This window comes from Nitratireductor sp. XY-223, from assembly GCF_004959855.1.
Lineage (GTDB): Bacteria > Pseudomonadota > Alphaproteobacteria > Rhizobiales > Rhizobiaceae > Hoeflea_A.
The window spans coordinates 520617-545514 of record NZ_SPNT01000002.1; the positions used below are offsets into that span (position 1 = coordinate 520617).

Here is a 24898-nt window from a genome sequence, read left to right on the forward strand (position 1 = left end):
CAGGAGTTTTTCGTGGTAGAGCGCGACCACTATAGGGACACTATTTTCGCCTTGTCGAGTGGCGCGGGCGTGGCCGGCGTCGCCGTGATCCGCATGTCCGGCCCCTCGGTGCGCGATGCCCTGGCGACGATGACCGGCGGCGTGCCGGAGCCGCGTGTCGCGACCTATCGTGCGATCCGCGGCGCGGACGGCACGGCACTCGATCGCGGGCTGGTGCTCTTTTTTCCGGCGCCGCACTCTTTCACCGGCGAGGATTGCGCGGAATTCCACATCCATGGCGGCCGGGCGGTGACGGAAGCCGTGCTGCGAAGCCTGTCGGAAATCGCCGGGTTGCGCAGCGCCGAGCCGGGCGAGTTCACCCGGCGGGCATTCGAGAACGGCAAGATGGACCTGACCGCGGTGGAGGGGCTGGCAGACCTGATCGCAGCGGAAACGGAGGTGCAGCGGCGCATGGCGCTGCAGCAGTCTTCCGGCGCGCTGTCGGAGCGCTATGAGGGCTGGCGGGACAGGCTCGTCCGCGCCCGGGCGATGATCGAGGCGGAATTCGATTTTTCCGACGAGGAAGACGTGCCTGGATCCGTCACGGAGCAGATCTGGCCGGAGCTGGAAGCGCTGGCAGGGGAAATCGAACAGCACCTTGCGGGCGCGCGGGCCGGCGAAATCATACGGGACGGCTACCGGGTCGTCATTCTCGGGGCGCCGAATGCCGGCAAGTCGAGCCTGCTCAACGCCCTTGCCAAGCGCGACATCGCCATCGTCTCCGATGAAGTCGGCACCACCCGGGACCTTCTGGAGGTGCATCTCGATGTCGCCGGGTATCCGGTGATCCTCAACGACACCGCCGGTCTGCGTCAGGACGCGGGCACAGTGGAGAGCGAGGGCATACGCCGGGCGCTGTCTGCCGCGGAGGGCGCCGATCTCATCCTCCTCCTGGAGGACCTCAACGATCGCGGTCATGCCGCCGCGCCGCCGGCAGGCGAGGTGCCGGTCCTGAAGATCGGCACCAAGGCGGATCTTGTCGGGGCACGGGACGCGGACGGCTATGACACCGCTATCTCGGTCAAGCGGGACGACGGGATGGCCGGGCTGATCGACCTGCTGGAGCATCGGGTGACAGCCGCAGCCGGCGGCACGGTTTCGACCTTGCCCAACCGGCAACGGCACCGGGAATACCTGTCGGACTGTCTCATGGCGATCCAGGCGGCGCTGGAAAACGATTCGGAGCCGTTAGAATTGCGGTCGGAACGGCTGCGGCAGGCGGGCGATGCGCTCGGGCGATTGACCGGACGGATCGATGTCGAGGATCTGCTCGACCTGATCTTCGGTGAATTCTGTATCGGCAAATAGCGCGGCCGCGCCAAATACGGGTGGTGATTCAGGTGAGACAAAATTACCGCGCCGGATCGAACGCTTGTTTCACGTGAAACACCGGCCTTGACAAAACGGCCATAGAAGCCGATCTGAACCACGACACAGGAACCGGCCATGAGCGCTCGCGAACAATTGAGATACGACGTCGTCGTCATCGGCGGCGGGCACGCCGGCTGCGAGGCCGCCGCGGCCGCGGCGCGTCTGGGTGCAGCTACGGCCCTGGTCACCCATCGCCGCGATACCATCGGCACCATGTCCTGCAACCCGGCAATCGGCGGCCTGGGCAAGGGCCACCTGGTGCGCGAGATCGACGCGCTCGACGGGCTGATGGGCCGCGTCGCCGACCGGTCCGGCATCCAGTTCAGGCTGCTCAACCGCAGCAAGGGCCCGGCGGTGCGCGGACCGCGCACGCAGGCCGACCGGAAGCTCTACCGGCTCGCCATGCTGGATGCGATCGAGCAGGTCGAAGGCCTGACCGTCATTGAGGGCGAAGCCGACGATTTCAAGATCAACAAAGGGACCATCGGCGGGGTGATCCTGGCCGACGGCCGAATCATCCACTGTTCGGCGGCGGTCCTCACCACGGGCACGTTCCTGCGGGGGCTGATCCATATCGGCAAGAAGCAGATCCCGGCCGGGCGCATGGGCGAAAAGCCGGCGTCGGGCCTGTCTGAGACCCTGATGCGTTCGGGATTTGCCCTCGGGCGGCTGAAGACCGGCACCCCTGCCCGGCTCGACACGCGCACGATCGACTGGGATTCAGTCGGCAGGCAAATGGCCGATTCGGATCCGGTCCCGTTCTCCTTCATGACGGATCGGATCGATGTGCCGCAGGTCGATTGCGGCATTACCCGCACGACCCCCGATACGCACCGGATCATTGAGGACAATATCGGTCAATCGGCCATGTATTCGGGCCGCATCGAAGGCACCGGCCCGCGCTACTGCCCTTCGATCGAGGACAAGGTCGTGCGTTTCGCCGATCGCGAACACCACCAGGTGTTCCTGGAGCCCGAGGGTCTCGACGATCACACGGTCTATCCGAACGGCATTTCCACGTCGTTGCCGGAAGACATTCAGGCGCAGTTCGTGCGCACGATACCCGGTCTGGAAAACGTCTCCGTACTGCAGCCGGGCTATGCCATCGAATATGACCATATCGATCCGCGCGAGCTGCATGCGAGCCTCGAGACGAAGCGGATCGGCGGGCTGTACCTCGCCGGGCAGATCAACGGCACGACCGGCTATGAGGAAGCGGGAGCCCAGGGCCTGGTGGCAGGATGCAATGCCGCGCTGGCGGCGGGCGGAAACGATCCGTGGATCTTCAGCCGGACGGATTCCTATATCGGCGTGATGATCGACGACCTGACCAGCCGCGGCGTGACCGAGCCCTACCGGATGTTTACCTCCAGGGCCGAGTACCGGCTGACATTGCGGGCCGACAATGCGGACCTGCGCCTGACGCCGGAGGGGATCCGCCGGGGTCTGGTCGGCAGCGCCCGGCGCCGGAGATTCGAGGCCTGGAAGGCAGAGGTCGACCGGTTCCGCTCGCGGCTGCAGCAATTGCACGTCACCCCAGCCGAGGCGAAAAGGCACGGCCTGAAGGTCAATCAGGACGGGCAGAGACGGTCCGCCTATGCCCTGCTCGCCTACACGGAAAACAACATTGCGCGCCTGGCGGCGATCTGGCCGGAGCTCGCCGGGGTCGATCGCAGGGTCAGCGAACCGGTCGAAACGGAATCGGCCTATGCCGTCTATCTGGAGCGGCAGATGCGCGATATCGCCGCCCAGCGGAAGGAAGAGCAACGATTCATACCCGAAACGTTCGACTACGGCACCCTTGCCGGTCTTTCCAACGAGCTGCGCCAGAAGCTCGAGGCGGCGCGGCCGCGCACCATCGCCCACGCCGCGAAGATCGAGGGCATGACACCGGCGGCGATCACGCTGATCCTCGCCCACCTGCGCAAATCCGATGACAGTCCGCGCGGCGGCCTGGCTCATGTATCCTAGGCCTTGCCGGCATCGCGGCCGGCCCGGAGTGCGATTTGTCGGCAAATGAGATTGAGCGTCTAACGGAACTGGCCGTTGTTTCACGTGAAACAGTGGATCGGCTGGAACGATTCGTCGCCCTGTTCCGGAAATGGTCGGGTGCGATCAATCTTGTGGCGCCGTCGACCCTGGCGCAGGTCTGGGAGCGCCACGTTCTTGACAGTGCCCAGCTTTACGCGCTCGATCCGAAACCGCAGAACTGGCTCGATCTCGGCAGCGGCGGCGGTTTTCCGGGCATCGTCATGGCGATATTGCTTCTGGAGAGCGAAGGCGGATTTGTCGACCTGGTCGAGAGCAACCGCAAGAAGGCGGCCTTCCTGCAGCGCGCCATCGCGGAAACGGGCGCCCGCGGTCGGGTTCACGCCCTGCGCATCGAGGATGCCGCCCGGCAATTGAAGGGCCAGACCGCGATTAGCGCCCGGGCCCTCGCCGATCTCAACGGGCTGCTGGACTACGCGGCGCCGTGGATGAGGGCGGGCGCAACCGGTTACTTTCATAAAGGCCGGGATTACCGGCGCGAGATCGATGAAGCCCGTAGAAGCTGGTCATTCGATCTGTTAGAACATCAAAGCATGGTTGATGCGGATTCCGTCATATTGCAGATCTATAATCTGCAGAAACGCGGCGGATGATCTCATTGTTGGTGGATTTGCTGCTGAAACGCAAACAAACGGGGCGCTGACAGATGTTGGGCAAGGGAAACAGAATCATCACCGTCGCCAACCAGAAGGGCGGCGTCGGCAAGACGACGACGGCGATCAATCTGGCGACCGCGCTTGCGGCGATCGGGGAGCGGGTGCTGATCATCGATTTCGACCCGCAGGGCAACGCGAGCACCGGGCTCGGGATCGAGCGGAACGAACGGGTCTTGTCGTCCTATCACCTCATGGTCGGCGAGGCGGGCATCGCCGAGGCGGCCATGGAAACGGACGTGCCGCATCTGTCGATCGTCCCTTCGACGATGGACCTGCTCGGCGTCGAGATGGAAATCTCCGACCAGAAGGACCGGGTTTTCAAGCTGAAGAAGGCGATCGCCGAATTCGGGACGGGGACGTATGACTACATCCTGATCGACTGTCCGCCCTCGCTGAATCTCCTGACCATCAACGCCATGGCGGCGGCCCATTCGGTGCTGGTCCCGCTGCAGTGCGAGTTCTTTGCGCTCGAGGGTCTCAGCCAGCTTCTGGAGACCGTCGGGCAGGTGCGCGCGACCCTCAACCCGAATCTCGACATCCAGGGCATCGTGATGACGATGTTCGATTCGCGCAACAATCTGGCGCAGCAGGTCGTCGACGATGTGCGCTCCTATCTCGGCGACAAGGTGTATCGCACGCTGATCCCGCGCAATGTGCGCGTCTCGGAAGCGCCGTCCTACGGTAAGCCGGCTATTTTGTACGACCTGCGCTGCTCCGGCAGTCAGGCCTATCTGAAGCTCGCATCCGAGGTGATCCAGCGCGAGCGTGAGCGCAAGGCGGCTTAGAAGAAAGTCTGTAAATTCAAACAGATAGCGGTAACGGCATGAGCGAAGACAATTCCAAGAAGAGGCTGGGGCGGGGGCTGGCGGCGCTGATCGGCGAAATGGACCAGCCCTACGACGTGCGGACGGCGACGGAAACGCCAGCCACGGCGGCGGACCAGTTCGTGCCCATCGAGTTCGTCGGGCGCAACGCCAACAATCCGCGGCGGCAGTTCGACGAATCCGATCTTGAGGACCTGGCGCGCTCGATCAACCAGCACGGCATCGTCCAGCCGATCGTCGTGCGGCCGATGGGGCAGGGCCATTACGAGATCATCGCCGGCGAACGCCGCTGGCGGGCAGCGCAGCGGGCCGGACTGGTCGAAATCCCGGTCCTGATCCGCGATGTCGACGACCGCACAGCGCTGGAAATCGCCATTGTCGAGAACGTCCAGCGTTCCGATCTCAATCCGCTTGAGGAGGCGCTCGGCTACGAGCAGCTGATCGCCGAACACGGCTATACGCAGAACGACCTCGGCGACATTATCGGCAAGAGCCGCAGCCACGTGGCCAACAGCCTGCGGCTTTTGAAACTTCCCGAGCCGGTGCGCGACATGCTTGCCACGGGTGAACTGACGGCCGGACATGCCCGCGCCATCGCGTCGACCGCCGATCCGGTCAGGCATGCCCGCCAGATCGCGGCCAAGGGCCTTTCGGTCCGCGACGCCGAGCGTATCGCGCAGAAGGAGAATGCGCCGGAACGGCCGGCACACAGGACGGCGCGGCAAAAGGATGCCGATACGCTGGCGCTTGAGAAGATGCTCAGCGACAATCTCGGGCTGAAGGTCACCATCAGCCACAAGGCCTCCGGCGGCCAGGTCCGGGTGGATTACAGCTCCTTGGAGCAGCTTGACGAGCTGTGCAGGCTGCTACAGGCCGGACATTGATCATCATCCGGCTTGTTATATAATTAACCGACTAAATATTTATTGCCTGGACAGGCGGGACGAGCGCAGAGCGACGGCCAGAAGCGCTTGGCGGGCGATGCTGTCGCCAAGAGCCGGTTGCCGGCGCGATTCCAGGATCGCGTTCTGCAAGTGCGCCTGAACGTCGCGAACCGCGCGCCCGTTCCAGCCGCGCACCGCCTTTTCGAGGGCCGGTTTGCGCCGGAAGTGTATTCTGCGGCCGTATTCCGAGACCGTCTGTGAAACGGATTTCTCGCCGGTTTCGATCTGGCCGCGCATCAGATCGATCAGGTGGAATTGCCTGAGACAGGCCTGCATCACCAGGAAAACCTGGATTTTCGATGCAATGATGCGCGTCAATGCCTGGTCAAGGCCGGACAGGTCGCCGGTCAGGATGCAATCGACCGCCTCGTCGACCGACAGCGCCGAGGCATCGCCGGAAATGGCGAGAACGTCGTCTTCGGTCACCTGTCCTTCGCCGTGACAGAAGAGCGCCAGTTTTTTCAGTTCGCCGCGGCTTGCAAGGCGGTCGCCGCCGAGATTCTCGGCCAGGATCCGCCTGGCACCGGGCGTGATCTTGAGCCCGGCGCCCTGAAGTTCCTCGTCGATGAGCGCGTGGATGCCGCGGCTGTCGTCGCCATAGCACGGCAGCGCCATGGCGGAGCCGCCCGTTTCGGCCGCCTTGCGCAGCGCCGAGCTTTTCTTGAGATCGCCCGCCTCGATGATCAGGACCGTGTTTTGCGGAGGGTCTTCCGAAACCGCCTTGACCGCGTCGACGACCGCCTTTTCGTTGCCGGCCCCGCGCAGCCAGACCAGGCGGTCGCCGCCGAACAGGGCGATGGCGTTGATCTCATCGAGCAGCCGCGCCGGGTCCTCCTTGACATCGGCGGCATCGAGCCTGACGACGTTGAAATCGTCGGCGAGATCGACATTGACCTTCTTCGACAGCGCCGCTGCCCGTTCGGAGACCAGCCCGCGATCCGGGCCGTAGATCAGAAATGCGCGGTATTGCGGGTCCGGCTTCCGGACAAAATTCTCGACTTCGTGGGCCTTCCGGTGTGCCATGTCCGCAGGTTTCGAAAGGGTTATCGGGTCAGGATCGAAGCCGTGTCCGCGCGGATAATCTCGGCCAGCTGGTGCGCGGCCCGGTTCTCGGCATCGCGCAGGGCGCGGATATTGGCGAATTCCTGCGTCGTCTGGTCATAAAAAGTGACGACGGTTCGCTTGCCGCTGCCGATCACTTCCTTGGTCTTGTTGTCGCGCAGGGTGTAGGTGACCTGTGCCGTGTAGCGCTGCGCCGTAATGCCGTCCGTGAGTTCCTCGCGCAGCGCCCGGCTGGGTGTTCCCTTGAAGCTCATGTCGAGCGTGTATTCAGGATTCGAGGGTTCGCCTTGGCCGCCGGAATAAAGGAAAATCAACCGGTTACGCAATTCCTGCTCAACGCGGTCATCGGCCGGCTTGATGCCGACGGAGGCAAGATACGCCTGGGTTCCCGTCTGGCTCGAATAGAGCGGCCTGACCTGGCAGCCCTGCACGGTCAGCAGTGCGAGTGCAATCAGCGCGGTCGGCAGGATCTGTCTCATGGGCCCCTTCCGGTCAAACGACAACATTCACAATCCTCTGCGGCACGACAATGATCTTGCGCGGCTGATTGCCGCCCAGCGCGGCCTGAACGACGGCGAGTTCCAGCACCGCCTTTTCAACCGTACCTTGATCGGCATCGCGGGCAATTGTCAATTCACCTCGCTTCTTGCCGTTGATCTGCACCGGCAGGGTGATCGATTCGTCCGTGACCAGCGCGTTGTCATAGTCCGGCCAGGGCGCCTCGGCGACGAGCGCCGTCCCGCCGACGACCTCGTTGCAGGCCTCGCTGAGGTGCGGCGTCATCGGCGCCATGACGCTGATCAATATGTTCACCGCGTCCTTCAAAGCCGCCAGTGTCGCCGCGTCGGCCTTACCGCTCGCGGCTGCCGACAGCGGCGCGGACAGCGTATTGACCAGCTCGTGCATGCGGGCGATCGCCTTGTTGAAGGCGAGCTTGTCGAGATCCTCGCCGACGGCTTTCAGCGTCTTGTGCGCGGCCCTAGAAATATCCGCTGCCGGACCGTCAACGGCCGGTTCCGGCGTTGCCTCGCGCAGCGCCGGCGCCGCCTCGCCCAGCAGGCGCCAGACCCGCTGCACGAAGCGGTGGGCGCCGTCCACCCCGGCCTCGGTCCAGATGACGTCGCGCTCGGGGGGCGAATCGGAGAGCATGAAGAACCGCGCAGTGTCGGCGCCGCAGGTCTCGATGATGTCGTCCGGATCGACGACGTTCTTCTTTGACTTCGACATCTTCTCGATGGAGCCGATCTCGACCTCCTCGCCGGTGTCGAGGCTAAAGGCGCGGCGGCGGCCGTCCTTCTCGTCGACGCGCACCTCGGCGGGCATCAGCCACCCGTCCTTGCCGCGATAGGTCTCGTGGACCACCATGCCTTGCGTGAAAAGGCCCTTGAATGGCTCATTCAGGTCGAGATGGCCGGATATGCGCATGGCGCGGGTGAAAAAGCGCGAATAAAGCAGGTGCAGGATCGCGTGTTCGATGCCGCCGATATACTGATCGACGGGCAGCCAGCCGTCGGCGGCCTGCGGATCGGTCGGCGCGTCTTCGCGAGGCGCCGTGAAGCGGGCGAAATACCAGGACGAATCAACGAAGGTGTCCATCGTGTCGGTCTCGCGCAACGCGTCGCCGCCGCATTGCGGACAGGCGACATTGCGCCAGGTCGGGTGCCGGTCGAGCGGATTGCCCGGTTTCTCGAAGTCGATATCGTCCGGCAGCTCAACCGGCAATTCCGATTTCGGCAAGGGCACGACGCCGCACTTGTCGCAATGCACGACCGGAATCGGGCAGCCCCAGTAACGCTGGCGCGAAACGCCCCAGTCGCGCAGACGGTAATTGACCTCGCGGCGCGCCTGCGGCCGTCCGTCGATCGCCTCTGCCTCGAGCCTGCGGGCGACTTCGTCGAATGCCTGTTTCGGTGTCATGCCGTCGAGGAAGCTGGAATTGATCATGATGCCGTCGTCGACATAGGCTTCCTCGGTCACCTGGAAGGTCGCCGCATCGGCCCCCTCGGGCATCACGACGGCGGTCACCGGCAAACCGTATTTGTTGGCGAAATCCAGGTCGCGCTGGTCGCCGGACGGGCAGCCGAAAATCGCGCCGGTTCCGTAATCCATGAGCACGAAATTGGCGACATAGACAGGTAAAAGCCATTCGGGATCAAAGGGATGGCGCACCTTGATACCGGTGTCGTAACCTTCTTTCTCGGCCGTTTCCAATGCCGCGACGGAGGTTCCCATGCGGCGGCACTTGTCGCAGAACGCGGCCAGTTCGGCATCGTTCCCGGCGGCGGAGACCGCCAGCGGATGATCAGGCGCGATGGCCATGAAGGAGGCGCCGAAGACGGTGTCCGGACGGGTGGTGTAGACCTCCAGCAGGGTTTCGCCGGCCGGTGCCGTGCCCGGTGCGATCTGCCAGCCCATGTGCAGGCCCTCGGAGCGCCCGATCCAGTTCTTCTGCATCAGGCGGACCTTTTCCGGCCACTGGTCGAGATCGTCCAGGGCCTCGAGCAACTCCTGGCTGAAATCGGTGATCTTGAAGAACCACTGGGTCAGTTCGCGCTGCTCGACCAGCGCGCCGGAGCGCCAGCCGCGCCCGTCGACAACCTGCTCGTTGGCGAGCACCGTCTGGTCAACCGGGTCCCAGTTGACCTTGGACTGCTTGCGGTAGGCAAGGCCGTGTTCGAGGAAATCCAGGAAGAGGTGCTGCTGGCGGTGATAATATTCGACGTCGCAGGTGGCGAATTCCCGCGACCAGTCCAGCGACAGGCCCATCGACTTGAGCTGAGCGCGCATCATGTCGATATTCTGGTAGGTCCAGTCCCGGGGGTGGACCTTGTTCTGCATGGCGGCGTTCTCGGCCGGCATGCCGAAGGCATCCCAGCCCATGGGATGCAGGACATTGAAGCCGCGTGCCCGCTTGTAGCGGGCGATCACGTCGCCCATGGCGTAGTTGCGGACATGGCCGATATGAATGCGCCCGGACGGATAGGGAAACATCTCCAGGACATAGTATTTCGGCCTCGGATCGTCATTGTCCGTCTCGAACAGCTTCTTGTCGTCCCAGATCCGGCGCCAGCGCGGTTCTTCCTCGCGCGGGTTGTAGCGTTCAATGGCCATCAAAAGTGGTCCGTCATTCCATGCGTTGTTTGCGCGGAGCTTCAACACGAAACCCGGCAAGCGTCAACCGTCGCGGCACCGAATCGCGGCAAAAGGGCGCCGCAGCGAATTTGCCGGACGTTGTAACGGCGGGCAAAAAGTGCCATGAGGCTGACCAGCGGGCGAGCGCCCGGAACCGATTGGCGGAGTTGAAATGAAAGCGACGGATCGACTGAACCAGGTGCTGGATGACGTTGCCCGGGCCGAAAAGGATGCCGGACGGGAGCCGGGTTCGGTGACGGTTGTCGCGGTGTCCAAGACATTCGGTGCCGAAGCGATCGCCCCTGTGATCGATGCGGGCCAGCGGATATTCGGCGAGAATCGGGTCCAGGAGGCGCAGGCCAAGTGGCCGGCGCTGCGCGAAAGGACGCCGGATGTCGAACTGCACCTGATCGGGCCGCTGCAGTCCAACAAGGCGGGCGACGCCGTCGCCCTGTTTGACGTCATCGAGACAGTGGACCGGGACAAGATCGCCCGGGTGCTCGCAGCCGAGATGGAAAAACAACAGCGCCGGCCGCGGCTCTACGTGCAGGTCAATACCGGTTCGGAGCCGCAAAAGGCGGGTATCGAGCCGACCGAAGTGGTCCGCTTCGTGGACGCGTGCCGGACCGACCACGGGCTGACCATCGAGGGGCTGATGTGCATACCGCCGATCGATGAAAACCCCGGGCCGCATTTCGCGCTGCTTGAAAAGCTGGCGCGCGAGGCCGGCGTCACCGGCCTTTCGATGGGCATGTCCGCCGATTTCGAATCCGCCATTTCCTTCGGTGCGACGTCTATCAGGGTTGGTTCGGCGATCTTCGGGCCGCGCAGCAAAGCACCGGTTTAGGGCAATTGTCCAAATTGTCGCATGACTCTAACGTCGGATTTACCGGCTGCACCGACCTTTTGTATGAGTGACGGTGCATGCCGAACGGGCCGCCCCGTATTGCCGGGCGCCGATTTTCGTATTTAATCGGGCATGCGGGAGCTTGAGGCGCCGGGCGGGCGCCGGGACTGGCGGATGCTGCTGGAGACGATCACTCGTGCTGGTCGCAGCCGCAATCCGTTCACGGGAGGATTGAGAATGGGCAGCACCTATCACGCGGTCTATGACGGCTGGAAGACCGATCCGGAGGCCTTCTGGGCGAAGGCCGCGCAGGCAATCGACTGGTACACGCCGAGCGAAACGGTCTTCGATGCCGGCCAGGGGCCGTACGGGCGCTGGTTTGCCGGGGCAACGACCAACACGTGCCACAACTGTCTCGACCGGCATGTAGAAGGCGGCCGGGCAGACCAGACGGCGATCATTTACGACAGCCCCATCACCGGATCGAAGCGCACCTTCACCTATGGCGCGCTGCTGGACGAGGTGAAGGCCCTTTCCGCCGTGCTTCAGGACAACGGCGTTGAAAAGGGTGACCGGGTCATCATCTACATGCCGATGATCGCCGAAGCCGCGATGGCAATGCTCGCCTGCGCCCGTCTCGGCGCCGTCCATTCGGTTGTTTTCGGCGGCTTTGCCGGCCACGAACTGGCGACGCGCATCGATGACGCGAAACCGAAGCTGATCATCGCCGCGTCCTGCGGCATCGAACCGAACCGCATCGTGCCCTACATGCCGATGCTCGACGAGGCCATCGCGGAGGCGGCCCACAAGCCGGAAAAATGCTTGATCCTGCAGCGCCTGCAACATCCGGCGGAGCTGACCGAGGGGCGCGATGTCGATCTGGGCGCGGCAATGGAAGCGGCGCGCGCGGAAGCACGCGACGTGCCCTGTACGCCGGTGGCGGCAACCGATCCGCTCTACATTCTTTACACATCCGGAACGACCGGTCAGCCGAAAGGCGTCGTGCGCGACAATGGCGGACACATGGTGGCGCTCAACTGGTCGATGAACGCGATCTACGGGGTGGAACCCGGAGAGGTGTTCTGGGCGGCGTCCGACGTCGGCTGGGTCGTCGGCCATTCCTACATCGTCTATGCGCCGCTGCTGCACGGCAACACGACCATCGTGTTCGAGGGCAAGCCGGTGGGCACGCCCGATGCCGGCACGTTCTGGCGGGTAATTTCGGAACACAATGTGGCGGCGCTGTTCACCGCGCCGACGGCCTTCCGGGCGATCAAGAAGGAAGATCCGCAAGGCGAATTCATCGGCCGCTATGACATGTCCGGCTTCAAGACGCTGTTCCTCGCCGGCGAACGCGCCGATCCGGACACGATCGAATGGGCGCGCGACAAACTCGGTGTTCCGGTGATCGACCACTGGTGGCAGACGGAGACCGGCTGGACGATCGCCGGCAACCCGATCGGGCTCGGCATCCTGCCGGTCAAGCTCGGCTCGCCCACCGTCGCGATGCCCGGCTACGACATCCAGGTTCTGGACGATGAAGGCCACCCGGTCGAACGCGGCGAACTTGGCAATATCGTCGTCAAGCTGCCGATGCCGCCGGGCTGCCTGCCGACCCTGTGGAATGCCGAGCAGCGGTTCCAGGATGCCTACCTGGCGGAGTTCCCGGGCTACTACAAAACGGCCGATGCGGGCTACATGGACGATGAGGGCTATCTCTTCATCATGGCGCGCACCGACGACATCATCAATGTCGCCGGGCACCGTTTGTCGACGGGCGCCATGGAAGAGGCCATCGCCTATCATCCGGACGTCGCCGAATGCGCTGTCATCGGCATTGCCGACGATCTCAAGGGACAGATCCCGGCGGGTTTCCTGGTGCTGAATTCCGGCGTCGAGCGCAGCGAGGAGGAGGTCGAGCGCGAGGTCGTCAAGCTGGTGCGCGAGCAGATCGGCCCGGTCGCCGCCTTCAAGCTGGCGCTCACCGTGCCGCGGCTGCCCAAGACCCGCTCCGGCAAGATCCTGCGCGGCACCATGCAGAAAATCGCCGACGGGGAAAGCTGGAAAATGCCGGCCACCATCGACGATCCGGCCATCCTTGACGAGATCGGCGAGGCCCTTTCTGCGCGCGGTGTCATCCGCGCCTGACCGCGCCGGCGCCTTCACTTTTCGTTAAAGTGCCCGGCCGCCGGCCATTGCCGGCCAGGCCAGGCGGCATTCGCCGTTGACCGGGCCTGCCGTTCGGTTCACTGTCTGGCCCCAGGGGTCAGGCAGTGCGGGGTGACGATCGCCATGGACGGTAAAAACGCCATCGTAACCGGCGGAGCGCATGGCATCGGCTACGCGATCGTCAAACGCTTTTTGAGCGACGGCGCCCGCGTGCTCATAGCCGACATCGACGAGAAGGCCGGTGAGGCCGCGCGTGACGAACTTTCGGATCTCGGCGATGTCCGGTTTGTCGCCGCCAATGTCGCCGAGCGTCTCGATGTGCGCAACCTGGTGGCCAATGCGCTGGATGCCTTCGGCGATATCGACATCCTCGTCAACAATGCCGGCATAACCCACAGGGCCTCGTTTCTCGATCTGAAGGAATCGGATTTCGACCGCGTGCTCGGCGTCAATCTGAAGGGCGTCTTCCTGTGTGGCCAGTCGGTGGCTCGGCATATGGTCGAGAAGGTCGAGAAGGGCGGCGATCCGGGCTGCATCGTCAATGTTTCGTCCATCAACGCCGTCGTGGCGCTGACCGACCAGGTTCCCTACACGGTGTCCAAGGGCGGCGTGGCGCAGCTGACACGGGTCATGGCGCTGTCGCTGGCGCCTTACGGTGTGCGGGTCAATGCGGTGGGGCCCGGCTCGATCATGACCGACATGCTGAAATCGGTGGTGAACGACCGCGACGCGCGCGAGAAGATCCTGGCGCGCACGCCGCTCGGCCGGATCGGTGATCCCGCCGAAATCGCCGGTGTGGTGGCTTTCCTCGCGTCCGACGATGCGAGCTACATGACCGGCCAGACCGTCTATGCCGACGGCGGGCGGCTGCCGCTCAACTACACCGTTCCGGTCGACCCCTGACAGGCTCCTGACAGAAGGTTGTCAGGAGGGCTGTGCGATAAGCATCCCGTAAACGAAATTACGGAGATGACCAAATGTCCTCTTTTACACCCGAGAATGCCGCTGTCTGGTTTGAAATCCCGGTCAGCGACCTGAAGTCCGGAATGGCCTTCTACAATGCCGTGCTGCAGACCGAGCTCGTCGAGACCGAGATGGGTCCGAACGTCGTCGGCATCTTTCCCAACAAGGATCCGCAGAGCGGCGTCGCCGGGCATCTGTATAGCGGAAATGCCGGAGATGCGGGCAAGGGAAGCACCATTCACCTGGCCGTTCCCGAAAAGCTCGAATCGGCCATGGACCGTGTCGTCGAGAACGGCGGCAAGGTGGTTTCCGATATTATCAGCATTCCCGCAGGCCGTTTCGTCTACTGCCTCGACCCGGACGGAAACAGCATCGGGCTGTTCAACTGACCATGTCGCCCTATAACGGGATGAAACGCGCTCCGGGCCTGTCGGTCCGGGGCGCACTCCTGACAATGTGGCCGTACCGTCCGTCCGGCCCTGTCAGCGATACGGAGTCCTGACCATGCGCCGCGCCGACCGACTGTTCCAGATTGTCCAGTATCTGAGAGGCGGCCGGCTGGTGACCGCCGCTTCGCTGGCCGAACGCCTGGAAGTATCCGAACGCACCATCTATCGCGACATCGCCGACCTGCAGTCGACGGGCGTTCCCATCGACGGGGAGGCGGGTGTCGGCTACATCATGCGCGAAGGCTTCGACCTGCCGCCGCTGATGTTTTCACGCGACGAAATCGTCGCGCTGGTCACCGGTGCACGCCTGGCGCGGGCCTGGGGCGGCGCCACCGTGGCGCGCGCCGCCGAGGAAGCATTGATCAAGATCGAGGCGGTGCTGCCCGACGGCGAGCGCGGCCGCATCAAACAGACGGGGATCCATGCGCCTGATTTCATGATGCGGGACGAGGACCGGCACCGGTTCGATCTGCTCGAACTGGCGGCGGACCGGCGGCAGGTCCTCGAGATCGCCTATCGCGATGCGGAGGGCGCGGCGACGGCCCGCAGGATCCGGCCTCTGGGGCTCTGGTTCTGGGGCAAGGTTTGGACGCTGGCCGCCTGGTGCGAGCTGCGCACCGATTTCAGGACGTTCCGGCTCGACCGCATGGACGAGATCCGCGAGACCGGCGAAGGGTTCCGGCCCGAGCGCGGCCGCACGCTGGCCGACTACTACAGGCGCATGGAGCGCGACGGGGCCCCGGCGGACGGCAGCCGGTACGCCTAGCGTCGCGGCGAGCGGGTGCTATGATCGCCGCAAACCGACAACGGGAGGCTGATCATGGCGCATATCGAAGCAAAGCTCGCGGAACTCGGCCTGGTCCTGCCGGCACCGGCGAAACTGCCGCCTGACGTGCGGCTTCCGTTTTCCCTGGTGAATGTCCGCGACCGGCGGGTCTTTGTATCCGGGCACGGTCCGCAGGACGATGACGGCTCGATCAGCGGGCCCTTCGGCCATCTGGGCAAGGACGTGACCGTCGAGGAAGGATACGCGCTTGCCCGCAAGACGGCGCTTTCGATGCTGGCCAGCCTGAAGCGGGAACTGATGGACCTGGACCGCATCCAGGCATGGTGCCGGGTTTTCGGGATGGTCAACTCGACGCCGGAATTCACACAGCAGCCGGCGGTCATCAACGGTTTCTCGGACCTCATCTACGAAGTTTTCGGACCGGAAGTCGGCCGGCACGCGCGCTCCGCCGTTGGCATGGCGGCACTGCCCTTCGGCAACGGCATCGCTGTCGAAATCGAAGCCGAGGTGCTGATCGACTGACAGGCGGGCTTGCGCTGCCGCGCTTCCGGCGATAAGGGCGGTGGTCTGGTCAATCAGTCAGAAGGCGCGCGCCTTGGGTGCACAGGAATTCACGCTTCAGCTTGCACCGTGGATGATCGCCGCAGTCGCGATCATCGTCGTGCTCGGTTCGATCGTGCAGTCGGGCCTCGGCATGGGCTTCGGATTGATGGTCGCGCCGCTGCTTGCGCTGCTCGATCCGGCCCTGGTGCCGGCGCCGACCCTTTTTCTCGGCATGTTCACCGCCGCTTGGGGCGCCTATGGCGACCGCGCGCTCATTCGCTGGAACGAGGTCGCCATCGGATCGGCGGGCCGTTTCACGGGCGTCGCCGCCGGGCTGCTGCTGCTTTTCTTCGTGTCGGACGAGGCCGGCTTCAGCCTCCTGTTCGGCATCATGGTGCTGACGGCCGTCCTGTTGTCGGTCGCCGGCCGCGCCATCGCGTTCAATAACGGGTCCCTAGCCGTCATGGGGTTCGTTTCGGGAACCATGGGCACGATCACCTCGGTCGGCGCCCCGCCGCTGGCACTGATCTATCACGGCAGGGGTGCGGCTACCGCCCGGGCAACGCTTGCGGCATTCTTCATGATCGGCTGCGCCGGATCGCTGATCGGGCTCTATGCGGCCGGATGGGCCGGGATGCGCGACCTGGCGCTGGCGGTCGCCATGCTGCCGCCGATGCTGCTGGGCCTTTGGCTCTCCCGGCATTTGCGGCTCCGCTTTGCCCGATGGTACCGGCCCTGGCTGCTGTCGGTCGCCGGCGTCGCCGGCCTGCTGCTTGTTGTCAGGGGGCTTCTACAATGAACGCCCTCCTCGCACCCTTCCTGTTCGCGGCGCGGCATGGCCGGTGGCTGCTGGTGCTCGGGCTGGTCGCCGGTGTGGCGCTTCCGGGCCTGGCGGCGTTCATCGAACGGCAATTGCCCGTCGCGGTGGCGCTGCTTCTGTTCTTCTCGGCGCTTCGCGTTGGCCCGCGGCAGGCGGTGGGAGCTGCGGGCGATCTCGGCCACTCGCTCTATTTCGTGCTGGTGCTGCAGCTTGTCTGCCCGCTGCTCTTTGCCGCGATGCTGATCGCGACCGGCTGGCAGAGCCCGCTGGCATTCGGTCTCGCGCTCATGCTGACGGCATCGCCGGTTTCCGGCAGCCCGAGCCTGACGATCCTGCTCGGCAAGGACGGCGCGCCGTCGCTGCGCCTGCTGATCGCCGGCACCGCCCTGTTGCCATTGACCAGCATACCGGTGTTCTGGCTGCTGCCGGACCTGGTGGCTGGCGAAGGCGTATTCGGCGCAACGCTGCGTCTGATCGCACTGATCGGCATCGCGGCGGGTCTGGCCTTCCTGGTGCGCGGGCTGGTTTTCAAGAATCCGGGTCCGGCGGGCCTCGGCGCGATCGAGGGCATCGCGGCGCTGATGCTGGCGGTCATTGTCGTCGGCCTGATGTCTGCAATCCGGCCGGCGATCACCGAAAATCCCGTTGGTCTGGCAATCAACTTGGCCGCGGCCTTTGCGGCGAATTTCGGCCTGCAGGCAGTAACGTACCTTGTGCTCAAGCGTCCGCTTCCGCAACAGAGCACCGGCATTGCCGTTTCCGCCGGCAACCGCAATATCGCGCTGTTCCTGGCGGCGCTCCCGGCCGGTGTCATGGAGCCGCTGCTGCTTTTTATCGGCTGCTACCAGGTGCCGATGTTCCTGACGCCCATCTTGCTGCGGCGTTTCTACCGCTAGTGCGACGCGGCACGTCGCATGCGTGTTCCCATGCGGCCGCACGATGGGTTATTTTGAATGCGTGAAGGTTCTTTGCCGTGATTCGCACGCAGCGAGCGCGCAAAGCCAAGAGGGAAGCCGGTGCAAGTCCGGCGCTGCCCCCGCAACTGTAAGCGGTGAGTCCCTCCCGATCGCCACTGGTCATGGACCGGGAAGGCGGGAGAGGACAGCGACCCGCAAGCCAGGAGACCTGCCTTCACGGATACTGCAACCCGGGCGGGGTGCCCCGGAAGAGCGGCGTCACCGGTCCCGGATCGGTCACTGCACTTTCTCAAGCCCCGTCTCTGCCTTTGAAGGAGAGACACAATGACCATCCACGATACCGTTCAGGCCGGCGCCAGCCGCACGATCCGCAGCCGGATGCCGGCGGGGAACTAGCCATGCATCCCATTCAGGACAACAGCGATCTGGGACAGCTCCTGCGGCGCATCGGCAGGCCGGACGAGACGAATGTGGTGGCCTTCCGCAAGGGCCGGCGCTACGAGCCCCTTTCGGCCGAACAGGCGCTCATCTACTGGATGCTCAATCTTCCCGAAGCGGCAGGCATTGGCCGGGCCGCCCGCTATGCGCTGCGCCACGCCGATGCCGGAAGCGAGGACAATCCAGAGGTGGAGCGGTTCTGCGACTATCTGCGCCAGGCCATAACGGCCGACGGCGCGGTGCCGCCGCCGCGCCGGCGATCGCGCCGCGGCCGCAGGGCCTGAGAGCCTGTTCGACGCTATTGCTCGGAGAGTTTCATGTCCGGGCTGTAGGTCTTGCCCGACACGTGCTTGATAACGGCCTGGGCGCACCGCATGTGCCCGGTCTCGTTGTTGTAGCCATAGGCCGGATCGCCGTGCAGCTCCCAGCCGTTGGAAAGCGCCTCGCTGACCTTGTGGCAAAAGCTGGCATCGTCGGGGCCGGTCAAAAGCCTGTAGAGTTTCATCGTCCGGTTCCTTCATTGCGCTGCATGGCTGCCTTTTTCAGCAGCCTTTGTGCCTGTTCCAGGTGCAGCCTTTCCACCATCCGCCCGTTCAGGCTTATGACGCCCTTGCCCTTGTTCTCGGGCCTTGCAAAGGCATCGGCAATTTGCTTCGCGTCCTCGACGAGCCGCGGCGAGACACCGAATGCCGTATTGGCGGGATCGATTTGCGACGGATGGATCAGTGTCTTGCCGTCGAAGCCCATCTGCCTTGCCTCGTCGCACTCGGCGCGGAAGCCCTCGGTGTCGCGGAAATTGTTGTAGACGCCGTCCAGTGCGTCAAGGCCGGCGGCGCGCGCCGCGAGCACGATCTGCATCAGCCAGGAGGTCATGAAGCGCCGGCCGTCCGGAACGGCGACGCCGGTCTCCTTGGCAAGGTCGTTGGTCCCGGCAACGAGGCAGTCGAGCCGGGCCTCCGGCCCCAGACCCGTATCGGCGATGGCGAGGGCGTCGGCAATGGCGCGCGGGGTTTCCATCATGGCCCAAAGGCGCAGGTCAGGGGAAGCGTTCCGTTCTTTCAAGAGTGCCTGTGCCGCCACGATATCGCCGGCTCCATAGACCTTCGGCAGGAGGATGGCGGCGGGTTCGCAGGCGCAGGCCGCCCCGATATCGTCCCGGCCCCAGGCGCCGGACAGGGCGTTGACGCGGATCACATATTCCTTGTCGGTGCTTCGGGCCTGCGCAAACCAGTCCCGCAGGGCTTGCCGCGCCGGTTCCTTGTCGTCGGGGCCGACGGCGTCCTCGAGATCGAAGATCACGCTGTCGCAGGCCAGATCCGCCGCCTTTTCAAGGGCGCGTTTGTTGTTGGCCGGCACATAAAGCACGGAGCGCCGCGCCCTTATCGGGCGGTTGCCGGCTCCGTTGTTGTTCTCGGATTTCACCATGGGCTCTTTTTGCCTGCCGGATTGCATTCAGGCAAGAGGGACGGCCCGCTCCGGGCAGCCGTTCCCGCCACATGTCCGATTTGTAAGGTTCGGCCGCTTGAAATCGGCGGGAGCAATGACCAACTGAGATGCATGGCCCGATCCCCATCGGGCGCTGTTTCGCGGCCGGCTGTTATCCGGTCCGCATTCAACAAGCGGGGGATGAGACAATGGAAAATCTTCGCGCAATCATCGTTACCGTCGTCGGACTGGGCATCGCAGCCCTGATGATCGTTGTCATGGCCACCGTCGGACTGGCGGTCATCGGATTTGCCGTTGTCGCCGGCGTCATCGGCCTCATTGCGGCAAAGATCAGCCAGCGCAGCCGCGTCAACCGGCACGACAAGCGCCACGGCCCGCGCGTCTGGAACGACGGCCACGGCACCATTATCGATATGTGATCGGCGATTCTCGTCGCTAGACCCTTCTTTTTCCGCGTCAGCTTTGATAAACGCTTGGCAAAGTTTGCTTTGCCAGCGGCTGACGGTGCGTGCCCGCGCCCGAGCGGCCGCACCGGCACCGGAATTCAGAGGTTTTCGCGATGAAGAAGTTTTCCAGACTGAGCGGCGTTGCGGCGCCCCTGCCGATCGTCAATGTCGATACCGACATGATCATCCCGAAGGATTACCTCAAGACCATCAAGCGCACCGGCCTCGGCAAGGGCCTTTTCGCCGAGATGCGCTTTCACGAGGACGGATCGGTCAATGAGGACTTCGTGCTCAACAAGCCGGCCTATCAAAACGCCCAGATCCTCGTCGCGGGCGACAATTTCGGCTGCGGCTCGTCGCGCGAGCACGCACCCTGGGCGCTGATGGATTTCGGCATCCAGTGCGTGATTTCGACGAGTTTCGCCGACATTTTCTACAACAACAGCTTCAAGAACGGCCTCCTGCCGATCGTCGTCACCCAGGAGGAGCTGGATCTTCTCATGGACGATGCGTCGCGCGGCGCAAACGCGACGCTGACGGTCGATCTCGTCACCCAGGAGATCCACGGTCCCGACGGTGGTGTCATCAAGTTCGACATCGATCCCTTCAAGAAGCACTGCCTGCTCAACGGTCTCGATGATATCGGCCTGACCATGGAGAACGATCATCACATCGACCGCCACGAGGACCACATCTCCAACCACCGTCCGTGGCACTGATCCTCGCACGAACGGTCACTTTCGGAGAGCGAAATGCGCAAACTGATCTCTACCGGCTCGCCCATGGAAAAGGCGGCCGGGTATTCCCGGGCGGTCATTCAGGGCGATTTCTGTTTCGTAGCCGGAACGACCGGCTATGATTATGAGACCATGGAAATGCCAGACAGCGTCGAGGACCAGACGCGCAATGCGCTGTCGACCATCGCGCGCACGCTGGAAGAAGCCGGTTTCTCCGTATCCGACATCGTGCGGGTGCAATATTTCATCTGCGATGCCGCCGATGCCGGACGGGTGTTTCCGGTGGTCGGCGAGTTCTTCGCCGACATCAGGCCGGCGGCGACCATGCTGGTCACCGGGCTGATCCGTCCGGAAATGCGTATCGAGATCGAGGCGACGGCCCTCAGATCCAGCTAAGCGCCCGGACAGGCGCCGCGTAAAAACCCAAGGTAAGGAATGCGAAATGGCAGTGCGTAAGCTTCTTCTTCTTCCCGGCGACGGCATCGGAACCGAGATCATGGTGGAGGTGCGCAAACTGCTCGCCTATATGAACGACAATCTGCAGGCCGGCTTCGAGATCGAAGAGGGCCTGGTGGGCGGCGCGGCGCATGATGCCCACGGAAAGGCGATCTCGGACGGCGACATGCGGCTTGCGCACGACGCCGATGCAGTGCTCTTCGGTGCGGTCGGCGGCCCGAAATGGGACAACGTGCCCTACGATGTGCGCCCGGAAGCCGGGCTGCTGCGCCTGCGCAAGGAAATGGAGCTGTTCGCCAATCTGCGTCCGGCCATCTGCTATCCGGCCCTCGCCGACTCCTCGTCGCTGAAAAAGGACGTGATCGAGGGTCTCGATATCCTCATCGTGAGGGAGCTGACGGGCGGCGTCTATTTCGGCGAGCCGAAGGAGATCATCGACCTCGGGAACGGCCAGAAACGCGGCATCGATACACAAATCTACGACACTTACGAAATCGAGCGCATTTCCGGCGTCGCTTTCGAGCTGGCGCGCACCCGCAGCAACAAGGTCACGTCGATGGAAAAGCGCAACGTGATGAAGTCCGGCGTGCTGTGGAACGAGGTGGTGACCGCGACCCATGAGGCAAAATACAAGGATGTCCAACTCGATCACATGCTCGCGGATGCCGGCGGCATGCAGCTGGTGCGCTGGCCGAAACAGTTCGATGTCATCGTGTGCGACAACCTCTTCGGCGACATGCTTTCCGATGTTGCGGCGATGCTGACCGGTTCGCTCGGCATGCTGCCTTCCGCCTCGCTGGGCGCTCCGGACGAAAAGACCGGCGTGCGCAAGGCGCTCTACGAGCCGGTCCACGGTTCGGCGCCGGACATTGCCGGCAAGGGGCTTGCCAATCCGATCGCCAAGATCGCCTCCTTCGCCATGTGCCTGCGCTATTCCTTCAACATGGTCGAGGAAGCGGATCTGTTGGAAAAGGCGATCGCCAACGTGCTCGACAGCGGCAAGCGCACGGCCGATATCGCCGCGCCGCACCTGCCCACCGTTACCACATCGGAAATGGGCGATGCCGTGCTCGAACAGTTCAGGGCGCTGACCGCCTGACGCCGTACGGCCCTCGGTGCGGGCATGCCGGGCGACGGAACACGATATGAACGCTGAAGAACCCGTCGACAGGACCGAGATCATCCGGCGCACCGGGCGGCAGCTCATGGGCCGGTTCCGGTCCAATGTCGCGGCGAGCCGGGCGTTCCTGAAGAGCCGGCGCGCCGGCCACGGCAGCGGCATGCCGGTGCACGGCTACCGCTACTTCTTTTTGACCGTCATGGTGGTCTTCCTCGTCGCCGTGGTGCTCGACAACCCGGTCGGCGCCTATCGCAACCAGTGGCCGGCCGACGTGCTCAAATGGGCCCACCGGCTGACCGATATCGGCAAATCCGGCTGGATCCTCGTTCCGACCGGCGGTTTGGTCCTGGCCGGGTTCTTCCTGGACTGGCGCCGCTTCGGCGCGCGGACACGGCTGACAATGGCGAAATGGGTGGCGGCGAGCGCCTATGTCTTCATCGCCGTCGGCATGTCGGGCCTCATCGTCGCCATCGCGAAACGGCTGATCGGCCGGGCCCGGCCGGTCCATTTCGAGGAGCTTGGCGCCTTCTATTTCCAGCCCTTTTCGAATGCCAGCTTTGCCAGTTTCCCGTCCGGCCACTCAACGACGTCGGGCGCCTTTTTCGCGGCCATCGCCATCTTTTTCCCGGCACTGCGGTTTCCGGCGCTGGTGCTGGCCATCTGGCTCGGCTTCACCCGTGTCCTGGTCGGCGCGCATTATCCGAGCGACGTGGTCGCCGGGCTCGCCTTCGGTGCGTGGTATGCCTATTTCACGGCGCTGTTCTTCGCCGGCTACGGCTTCATATTCACGATCGACGAAAACGGTCTTCCGGCGCGCCGCAAGGGCTACGAGCTGCAGAAGTTCCTGCTGCGGCGGTGACGGCCACGCCATGAAATCGTGCCGTTTGTCGCGGCGGATGATTGACTTGACGCGCAGGCAATGTAAAACGCCCAGCGAAACGGAAAGAAACATGCACAACGCAATGAACCATCGGCGCACCGGCATATCCGCGGCAGACCCTGCCGGCGGCCTTTGCGCGCGCATCCGTTTTGCCAAATTCACGGCCACGAAGACGACCAAAACGGTCTGACGTCTCTGGCTTGTCCGCGCTCTTCCCGGTCCAGCCGGGGAGAGGACCCGCACCGGCCGGCGGGTTGCAGACAGGAAGAGAGACAGGAGAACTATCGCAATGGGATTTCGTGTAGCTATCGCCGGCGCCACCGGGAATGTGGGCCGGGAAATGCTGGAGATCCTGTCGGAACGGGACTTTCCCGCCGACGAGATCATTCCGCTCGCATCCAGCCGGTCCGTGGGCAAGGAAGTGTCCTACGGCGACCGGACGCTGACGGTGAAGAACCTGGAGAACCACGATTTTTCGACCACGGATATCTGCCTGATGTCGGCGGGCGGATCCGTTTCCGAAAAGTGGTCGCCGAAAATCGGCGAGCAGGGCTGCGTCGTCATCGACAACTCGTCGGCCTGGCGCTACCACGCGGACGTTCCGCTGATCGTGCCGGAGGTCAATGCCGACGCGGTCGCCGATTTCACCAAGAAGAACATCATCGCCAACCCGAACTGCTCGACGGCACAGCTGGTCGTCGCGCTGAAGCCGCTGCATGATGCCGCCGGCATCAAGCGGATCGTGGTTTCCACCTATCAGTCGGTCTCCGGCAGCGGCAAGGACGGCATGGACGAGCTGTTCAACCAGACGCGCGCCGTCTTTGTCAACGACCCGGTGGAGAAAAGCGTCTACACCAAGCGCATCGCCTTCAATGTCATTCCGCATTGCGACGTCTTCATGGAGGACGGCTACACCAAGGAAGAATGGAAGGTGCTTGCCGAGACGAAGAAGATGATCGATCCGAAGATCAAGGTGACCTGCACGGCTGTGCGGGTGCCGGTCTTCATCGGTCACTCCGAAGCGGTCAATATCGAGTTCGAGCGGGAAATCACCGCGGACCAGGCCCGCGACATCCTGCGCGAGGCGCCGGGTTGCCTCGTCGTCGACAAGACCGAGGACGGCGGTTATGTGACGCCGCACGAATGCGCCGGCGAGGACGCCACCTATATTTCGCGCATCCGCGAGGATGCGACGGTGGAACACGGCCTCAACATCTGGGTGGTTTCGGACAATCTGAGGAAGGGTGCGGCACTCAACGCCATCCAGATCGCCGAACTGCTGATCGCGCGCGGGCTGATCCAGGCGAAAAGCCAGGCTGCCTGACCGTTCCGAACCCGTAACACGCTGCACGACAGGCCGGATTTCCGGCCTGTCGTCATTCGCCGTGCCCGGTTCCAGCCCTCCATTCCCCGCGATCAACGCCCTATGCCAGGACAATTTTCTTGCGCCTATTCTGCTTCAACGGGGAGTTCCAATCGTCTCACATAGCGGAATTCCACTGTCCCTGTAGCGCCGATTTATCGGATCGAGTCCGAAACATCGCCAGTCAAATTTCGTTTCGCACCCGTTATCATCCCTTGTTTTTAGGTGTATTCCGTAACTAAGCCGACTATTCATATAGCGTTTGCTCAAAAAGGCATTGTTCGCGGCCCCGGTGCCAAAACGTGACAATTATTCATGTTTCGCTAGCGAAACGACTTTGCGTCGATGATGTTCCAGTATTTTCGGGGAGTAATTTCGCAGGAAGCCGGCAAAATCGGATACTGCCGGAAAAATACAAGTTCAAACCTGTGCAAAGATGT

General features: G+C 63.7%; 25 protein-coding genes and 1 riboswitch. Of the genes, 20 read left to right on the forward strand and 5 right to left on the reverse strand.

Annotation, left to right across the window (positions count from 1 at the left end; genetic code table 11):
• Positions 1 to 12 precede the first annotated feature (12 nt).
• The 5 genes from mnmE to E4M07_RS09070 all read left to right on the forward strand — a co-directional run bounded on the left by mnmE (position 13) and on the right by E4M07_RS09070 (position 5823).
• Positions 13 to 1347 (forward strand): tRNA uridine-5-carboxymethylaminomethyl(34) synthesis GTPase MnmE, encoded by a 1335-nt coding sequence (gene mnmE, locus E4M07_RS09050; protein WP_136657983.1) that lies wholly within the window; start codon positions 13 to 15, stop codon positions 1345 to 1347.
• Between the two features lie 138 nt (positions 1348 to 1485).
• The gene (gene mnmG, locus E4M07_RS09055; RefSeq protein WP_136657984.1) at positions 1486 to 3381 is read left to right on the forward strand and encodes a tRNA uridine-5-carboxymethylaminomethyl(34) synthesis enzyme MnmG; all 1896 of its coding nucleotides are present in this window, start codon (positions 1486 to 1488) and stop codon (positions 3379 to 3381) included.
• 35 nt (positions 3382 to 3416) lie between these two features.
• A complete protein-coding gene (rsmG, locus tag E4M07_RS09060; RefSeq protein ID WP_136657985.1) occupies positions 3417 to 4052 on the forward strand; it encodes a 16S rRNA (guanine(527)-N(7))-methyltransferase RsmG in 636 nt (211 codons plus the stop codon).
• 53 nt (positions 4053 to 4105) lie between these two features.
• Positions 4106 to 4900, forward strand: a complete 795-nt coding sequence (locus E4M07_RS09065) for a ParA family protein (protein WP_136657986.1) — start codon at positions 4106 to 4108, stop codon at positions 4898 to 4900.
• A 38-nt stretch (positions 4901 to 4938) separates the two neighbouring features.
• Complete coding sequence (locus tag E4M07_RS09070; protein ID WP_136657987.1) at positions 4939 to 5823, forward strand: ParB/RepB/Spo0J family partition protein; 885 nt, start codon at positions 4939 to 4941, stop codon at positions 5821 to 5823.
• A 39-nt stretch (positions 5824 to 5862) separates the two neighbouring features.
• Here E4M07_RS09070 and holA read toward each other — a convergent pair whose 3' ends face one another.
• The 3 genes from holA to leuS are packed head-to-tail and all read right to left on the reverse strand — an operon-like array spanning position 5863 to position 10056.
• Complete coding sequence (gene holA / locus E4M07_RS09075) at positions 5863 to 6906, reverse strand: DNA polymerase III subunit delta (RefSeq protein ID WP_136657988.1); 1044 nt, start codon at positions 6904 to 6906, stop codon at positions 5863 to 5865.
• A gap of 20 nt (positions 6907 to 6926) precedes the next feature.
• Positions 6927 to 7424, reverse strand: coding sequence for an LPS assembly lipoprotein LptE (gene lptE / locus E4M07_RS09080; protein ID WP_136657989.1), 498 nt, complete (start codon positions 7422 to 7424; stop codon positions 6927 to 6929).
• A gap of 13 nt (positions 7425 to 7437) precedes the next feature.
• Complete coding sequence (gene leuS, locus E4M07_RS09085; protein WP_136657990.1) at positions 7438 to 10056, reverse strand: leucine--tRNA ligase; 2619 nt, start codon at positions 10054 to 10056, stop codon at positions 7438 to 7440.
• A 193-nt stretch (positions 10057 to 10249) separates the two neighbouring features.
• Between leuS and E4M07_RS09090 the strand changes: the two genes are divergently transcribed.
• From E4M07_RS09090 to E4M07_RS09130, 9 genes are all read left to right on the forward strand, one after another.
• A complete protein-coding gene (locus E4M07_RS09090; protein WP_136657991.1) occupies positions 10250 to 10924 on the forward strand; it encodes a YggS family pyridoxal phosphate-dependent enzyme in 675 nt (224 codons plus the stop codon).
• Between the two features lie 237 nt (positions 10925 to 11161).
• On the forward strand, positions 11162 to 13072 hold the full coding sequence (locus E4M07_RS09095) for a propionyl-CoA synthetase (RefSeq protein ID WP_136657992.1): 1911 nt from the start codon (positions 11162 to 11164) through the stop codon (positions 13070 to 13072).
• Positions 13073 to 13210: 138 nt separating this feature from the next.
• Positions 13211 to 13996 (forward strand): SDR family NAD(P)-dependent oxidoreductase, encoded by a 786-nt coding sequence (locus E4M07_RS09100; protein WP_136658477.1) that lies wholly within the window; start codon positions 13211 to 13213, stop codon positions 13994 to 13996.
• Positions 13997 to 14070: 74 nt separating this feature from the next.
• The gene (locus E4M07_RS09105) at positions 14071 to 14445 is read left to right on the forward strand and encodes a VOC family protein (RefSeq protein ID WP_136657993.1); all 375 of its coding nucleotides are present in this window, start codon (positions 14071 to 14073) and stop codon (positions 14443 to 14445) included.
• A 115-nt stretch (positions 14446 to 14560) separates the two neighbouring features.
• Positions 14561 to 15271: a YafY family protein gene (locus E4M07_RS09110; RefSeq protein ID WP_136657994.1), complete on the forward strand. Its 711-nt coding sequence runs from the start codon at positions 14561 to 14563 to the stop codon at positions 15269 to 15271.
• A 54-nt stretch (positions 15272 to 15325) separates the two neighbouring features.
• Positions 15326 to 15814, forward strand: coding sequence for a RidA family protein (locus E4M07_RS09115; RefSeq protein ID WP_136657995.1), 489 nt, complete (start codon positions 15326 to 15328; stop codon positions 15812 to 15814).
• Positions 15815 to 15887: 73 nt separating this feature from the next.
• Positions 15888 to 16634, forward strand: a complete 747-nt coding sequence (locus tag E4M07_RS09120; RefSeq protein ID WP_136657996.1) for a TSUP family transporter — start codon at positions 15888 to 15890, stop codon at positions 16632 to 16634.
• Positions 16631 to 17551, forward strand: coding sequence for a hypothetical protein (locus tag E4M07_RS09125; RefSeq protein ID WP_136657997.1), 921 nt, complete (start codon positions 16631 to 16633; stop codon positions 17549 to 17551). The genes E4M07_RS09120 and E4M07_RS09125 overlap by 4 nt, the downstream gene beginning before the upstream one ends.
• 48 nt (positions 17552 to 17599) lie before the next feature.
• A riboswitch (cobalamin riboswitch) is annotated at positions 17600 to 17803 on the forward strand.
• Between the two features lie 167 nt (positions 17804 to 17970).
• Positions 17971 to 18294, forward strand: coding sequence for a hypothetical protein (locus E4M07_RS09130; protein WP_136657998.1), 324 nt, complete (start codon positions 17971 to 17973; stop codon positions 18292 to 18294).
• Between the two features lie 14 nt (positions 18295 to 18308).
• On the opposite strand, the gene E4M07_RS09135 is transcribed toward E4M07_RS09130, so the two are convergent.
• Positions 18309 to 18515: a DUF1737 domain-containing protein gene (locus E4M07_RS09135; protein ID WP_136657999.1), complete on the reverse strand. Its 207-nt coding sequence runs from the start codon at positions 18513 to 18515 to the stop codon at positions 18309 to 18311.
• Positions 18512 to 19435 carry a CoA ester lyase gene (locus E4M07_RS09140; protein WP_136658000.1) on the reverse strand — a complete coding sequence of 308 codons (924 nt, stop codon included), beginning with the start codon at positions 19433 to 19435 and terminating at the stop codon, positions 18512 to 18514. Before E4M07_RS09140 ends, E4M07_RS09135 begins: the two co-directional genes overlap by 4 nt.
• Positions 19436 to 19644: 209 nt before the next feature.
• Here E4M07_RS09140 and E4M07_RS09145 point away from each other — a divergent pair, with 209 nt between their 5' ends.
• The 6 genes from E4M07_RS09145 (at position 19645) to E4M07_RS09170 (ending at position 24419) form a co-directional block, all read left to right on the forward strand.
• A complete protein-coding gene (locus E4M07_RS09145; protein ID WP_136658001.1) occupies positions 19645 to 19875 on the forward strand; it encodes a hypothetical protein in 231 nt (76 codons plus the stop codon).
• A 140-nt stretch (positions 19876 to 20015) separates the two neighbouring features.
• Complete coding sequence (leuD, locus tag E4M07_RS09150) at positions 20016 to 20621, forward strand: 3-isopropylmalate dehydratase small subunit (protein WP_136658002.1); 606 nt, start codon at positions 20016 to 20018, stop codon at positions 20619 to 20621.
• Positions 20622 to 20654: 33 nt separating this feature from the next.
• Positions 20655 to 21035, forward strand: coding sequence for a RidA family protein (locus E4M07_RS09155; RefSeq protein WP_136658003.1), 381 nt, complete (start codon positions 20655 to 20657; stop codon positions 21033 to 21035).
• A 46-nt stretch (positions 21036 to 21081) separates the two neighbouring features.
• Complete coding sequence (gene leuB, locus E4M07_RS09160) at positions 21082 to 22194, forward strand: 3-isopropylmalate dehydrogenase (protein ID WP_136658004.1); 1113 nt, start codon at positions 21082 to 21084, stop codon at positions 22192 to 22194.
• Positions 22195 to 22240: 46 nt separating this feature from the next.
• On the forward strand, positions 22241 to 23074 hold the full coding sequence (locus E4M07_RS09165; RefSeq protein WP_136658005.1) for a phosphatase PAP2 family protein: 834 nt from the start codon (positions 22241 to 22243) through the stop codon (positions 23072 to 23074).
• A gap of 310 nt (positions 23075 to 23384) precedes the next feature.
• A complete protein-coding gene (locus tag E4M07_RS09170; protein ID WP_136658006.1) occupies positions 23385 to 24419 on the forward strand; it encodes an aspartate-semialdehyde dehydrogenase in 1035 nt (344 codons plus the stop codon).
• Positions 24420 to 24898 lie beyond the last annotated feature (479 nt).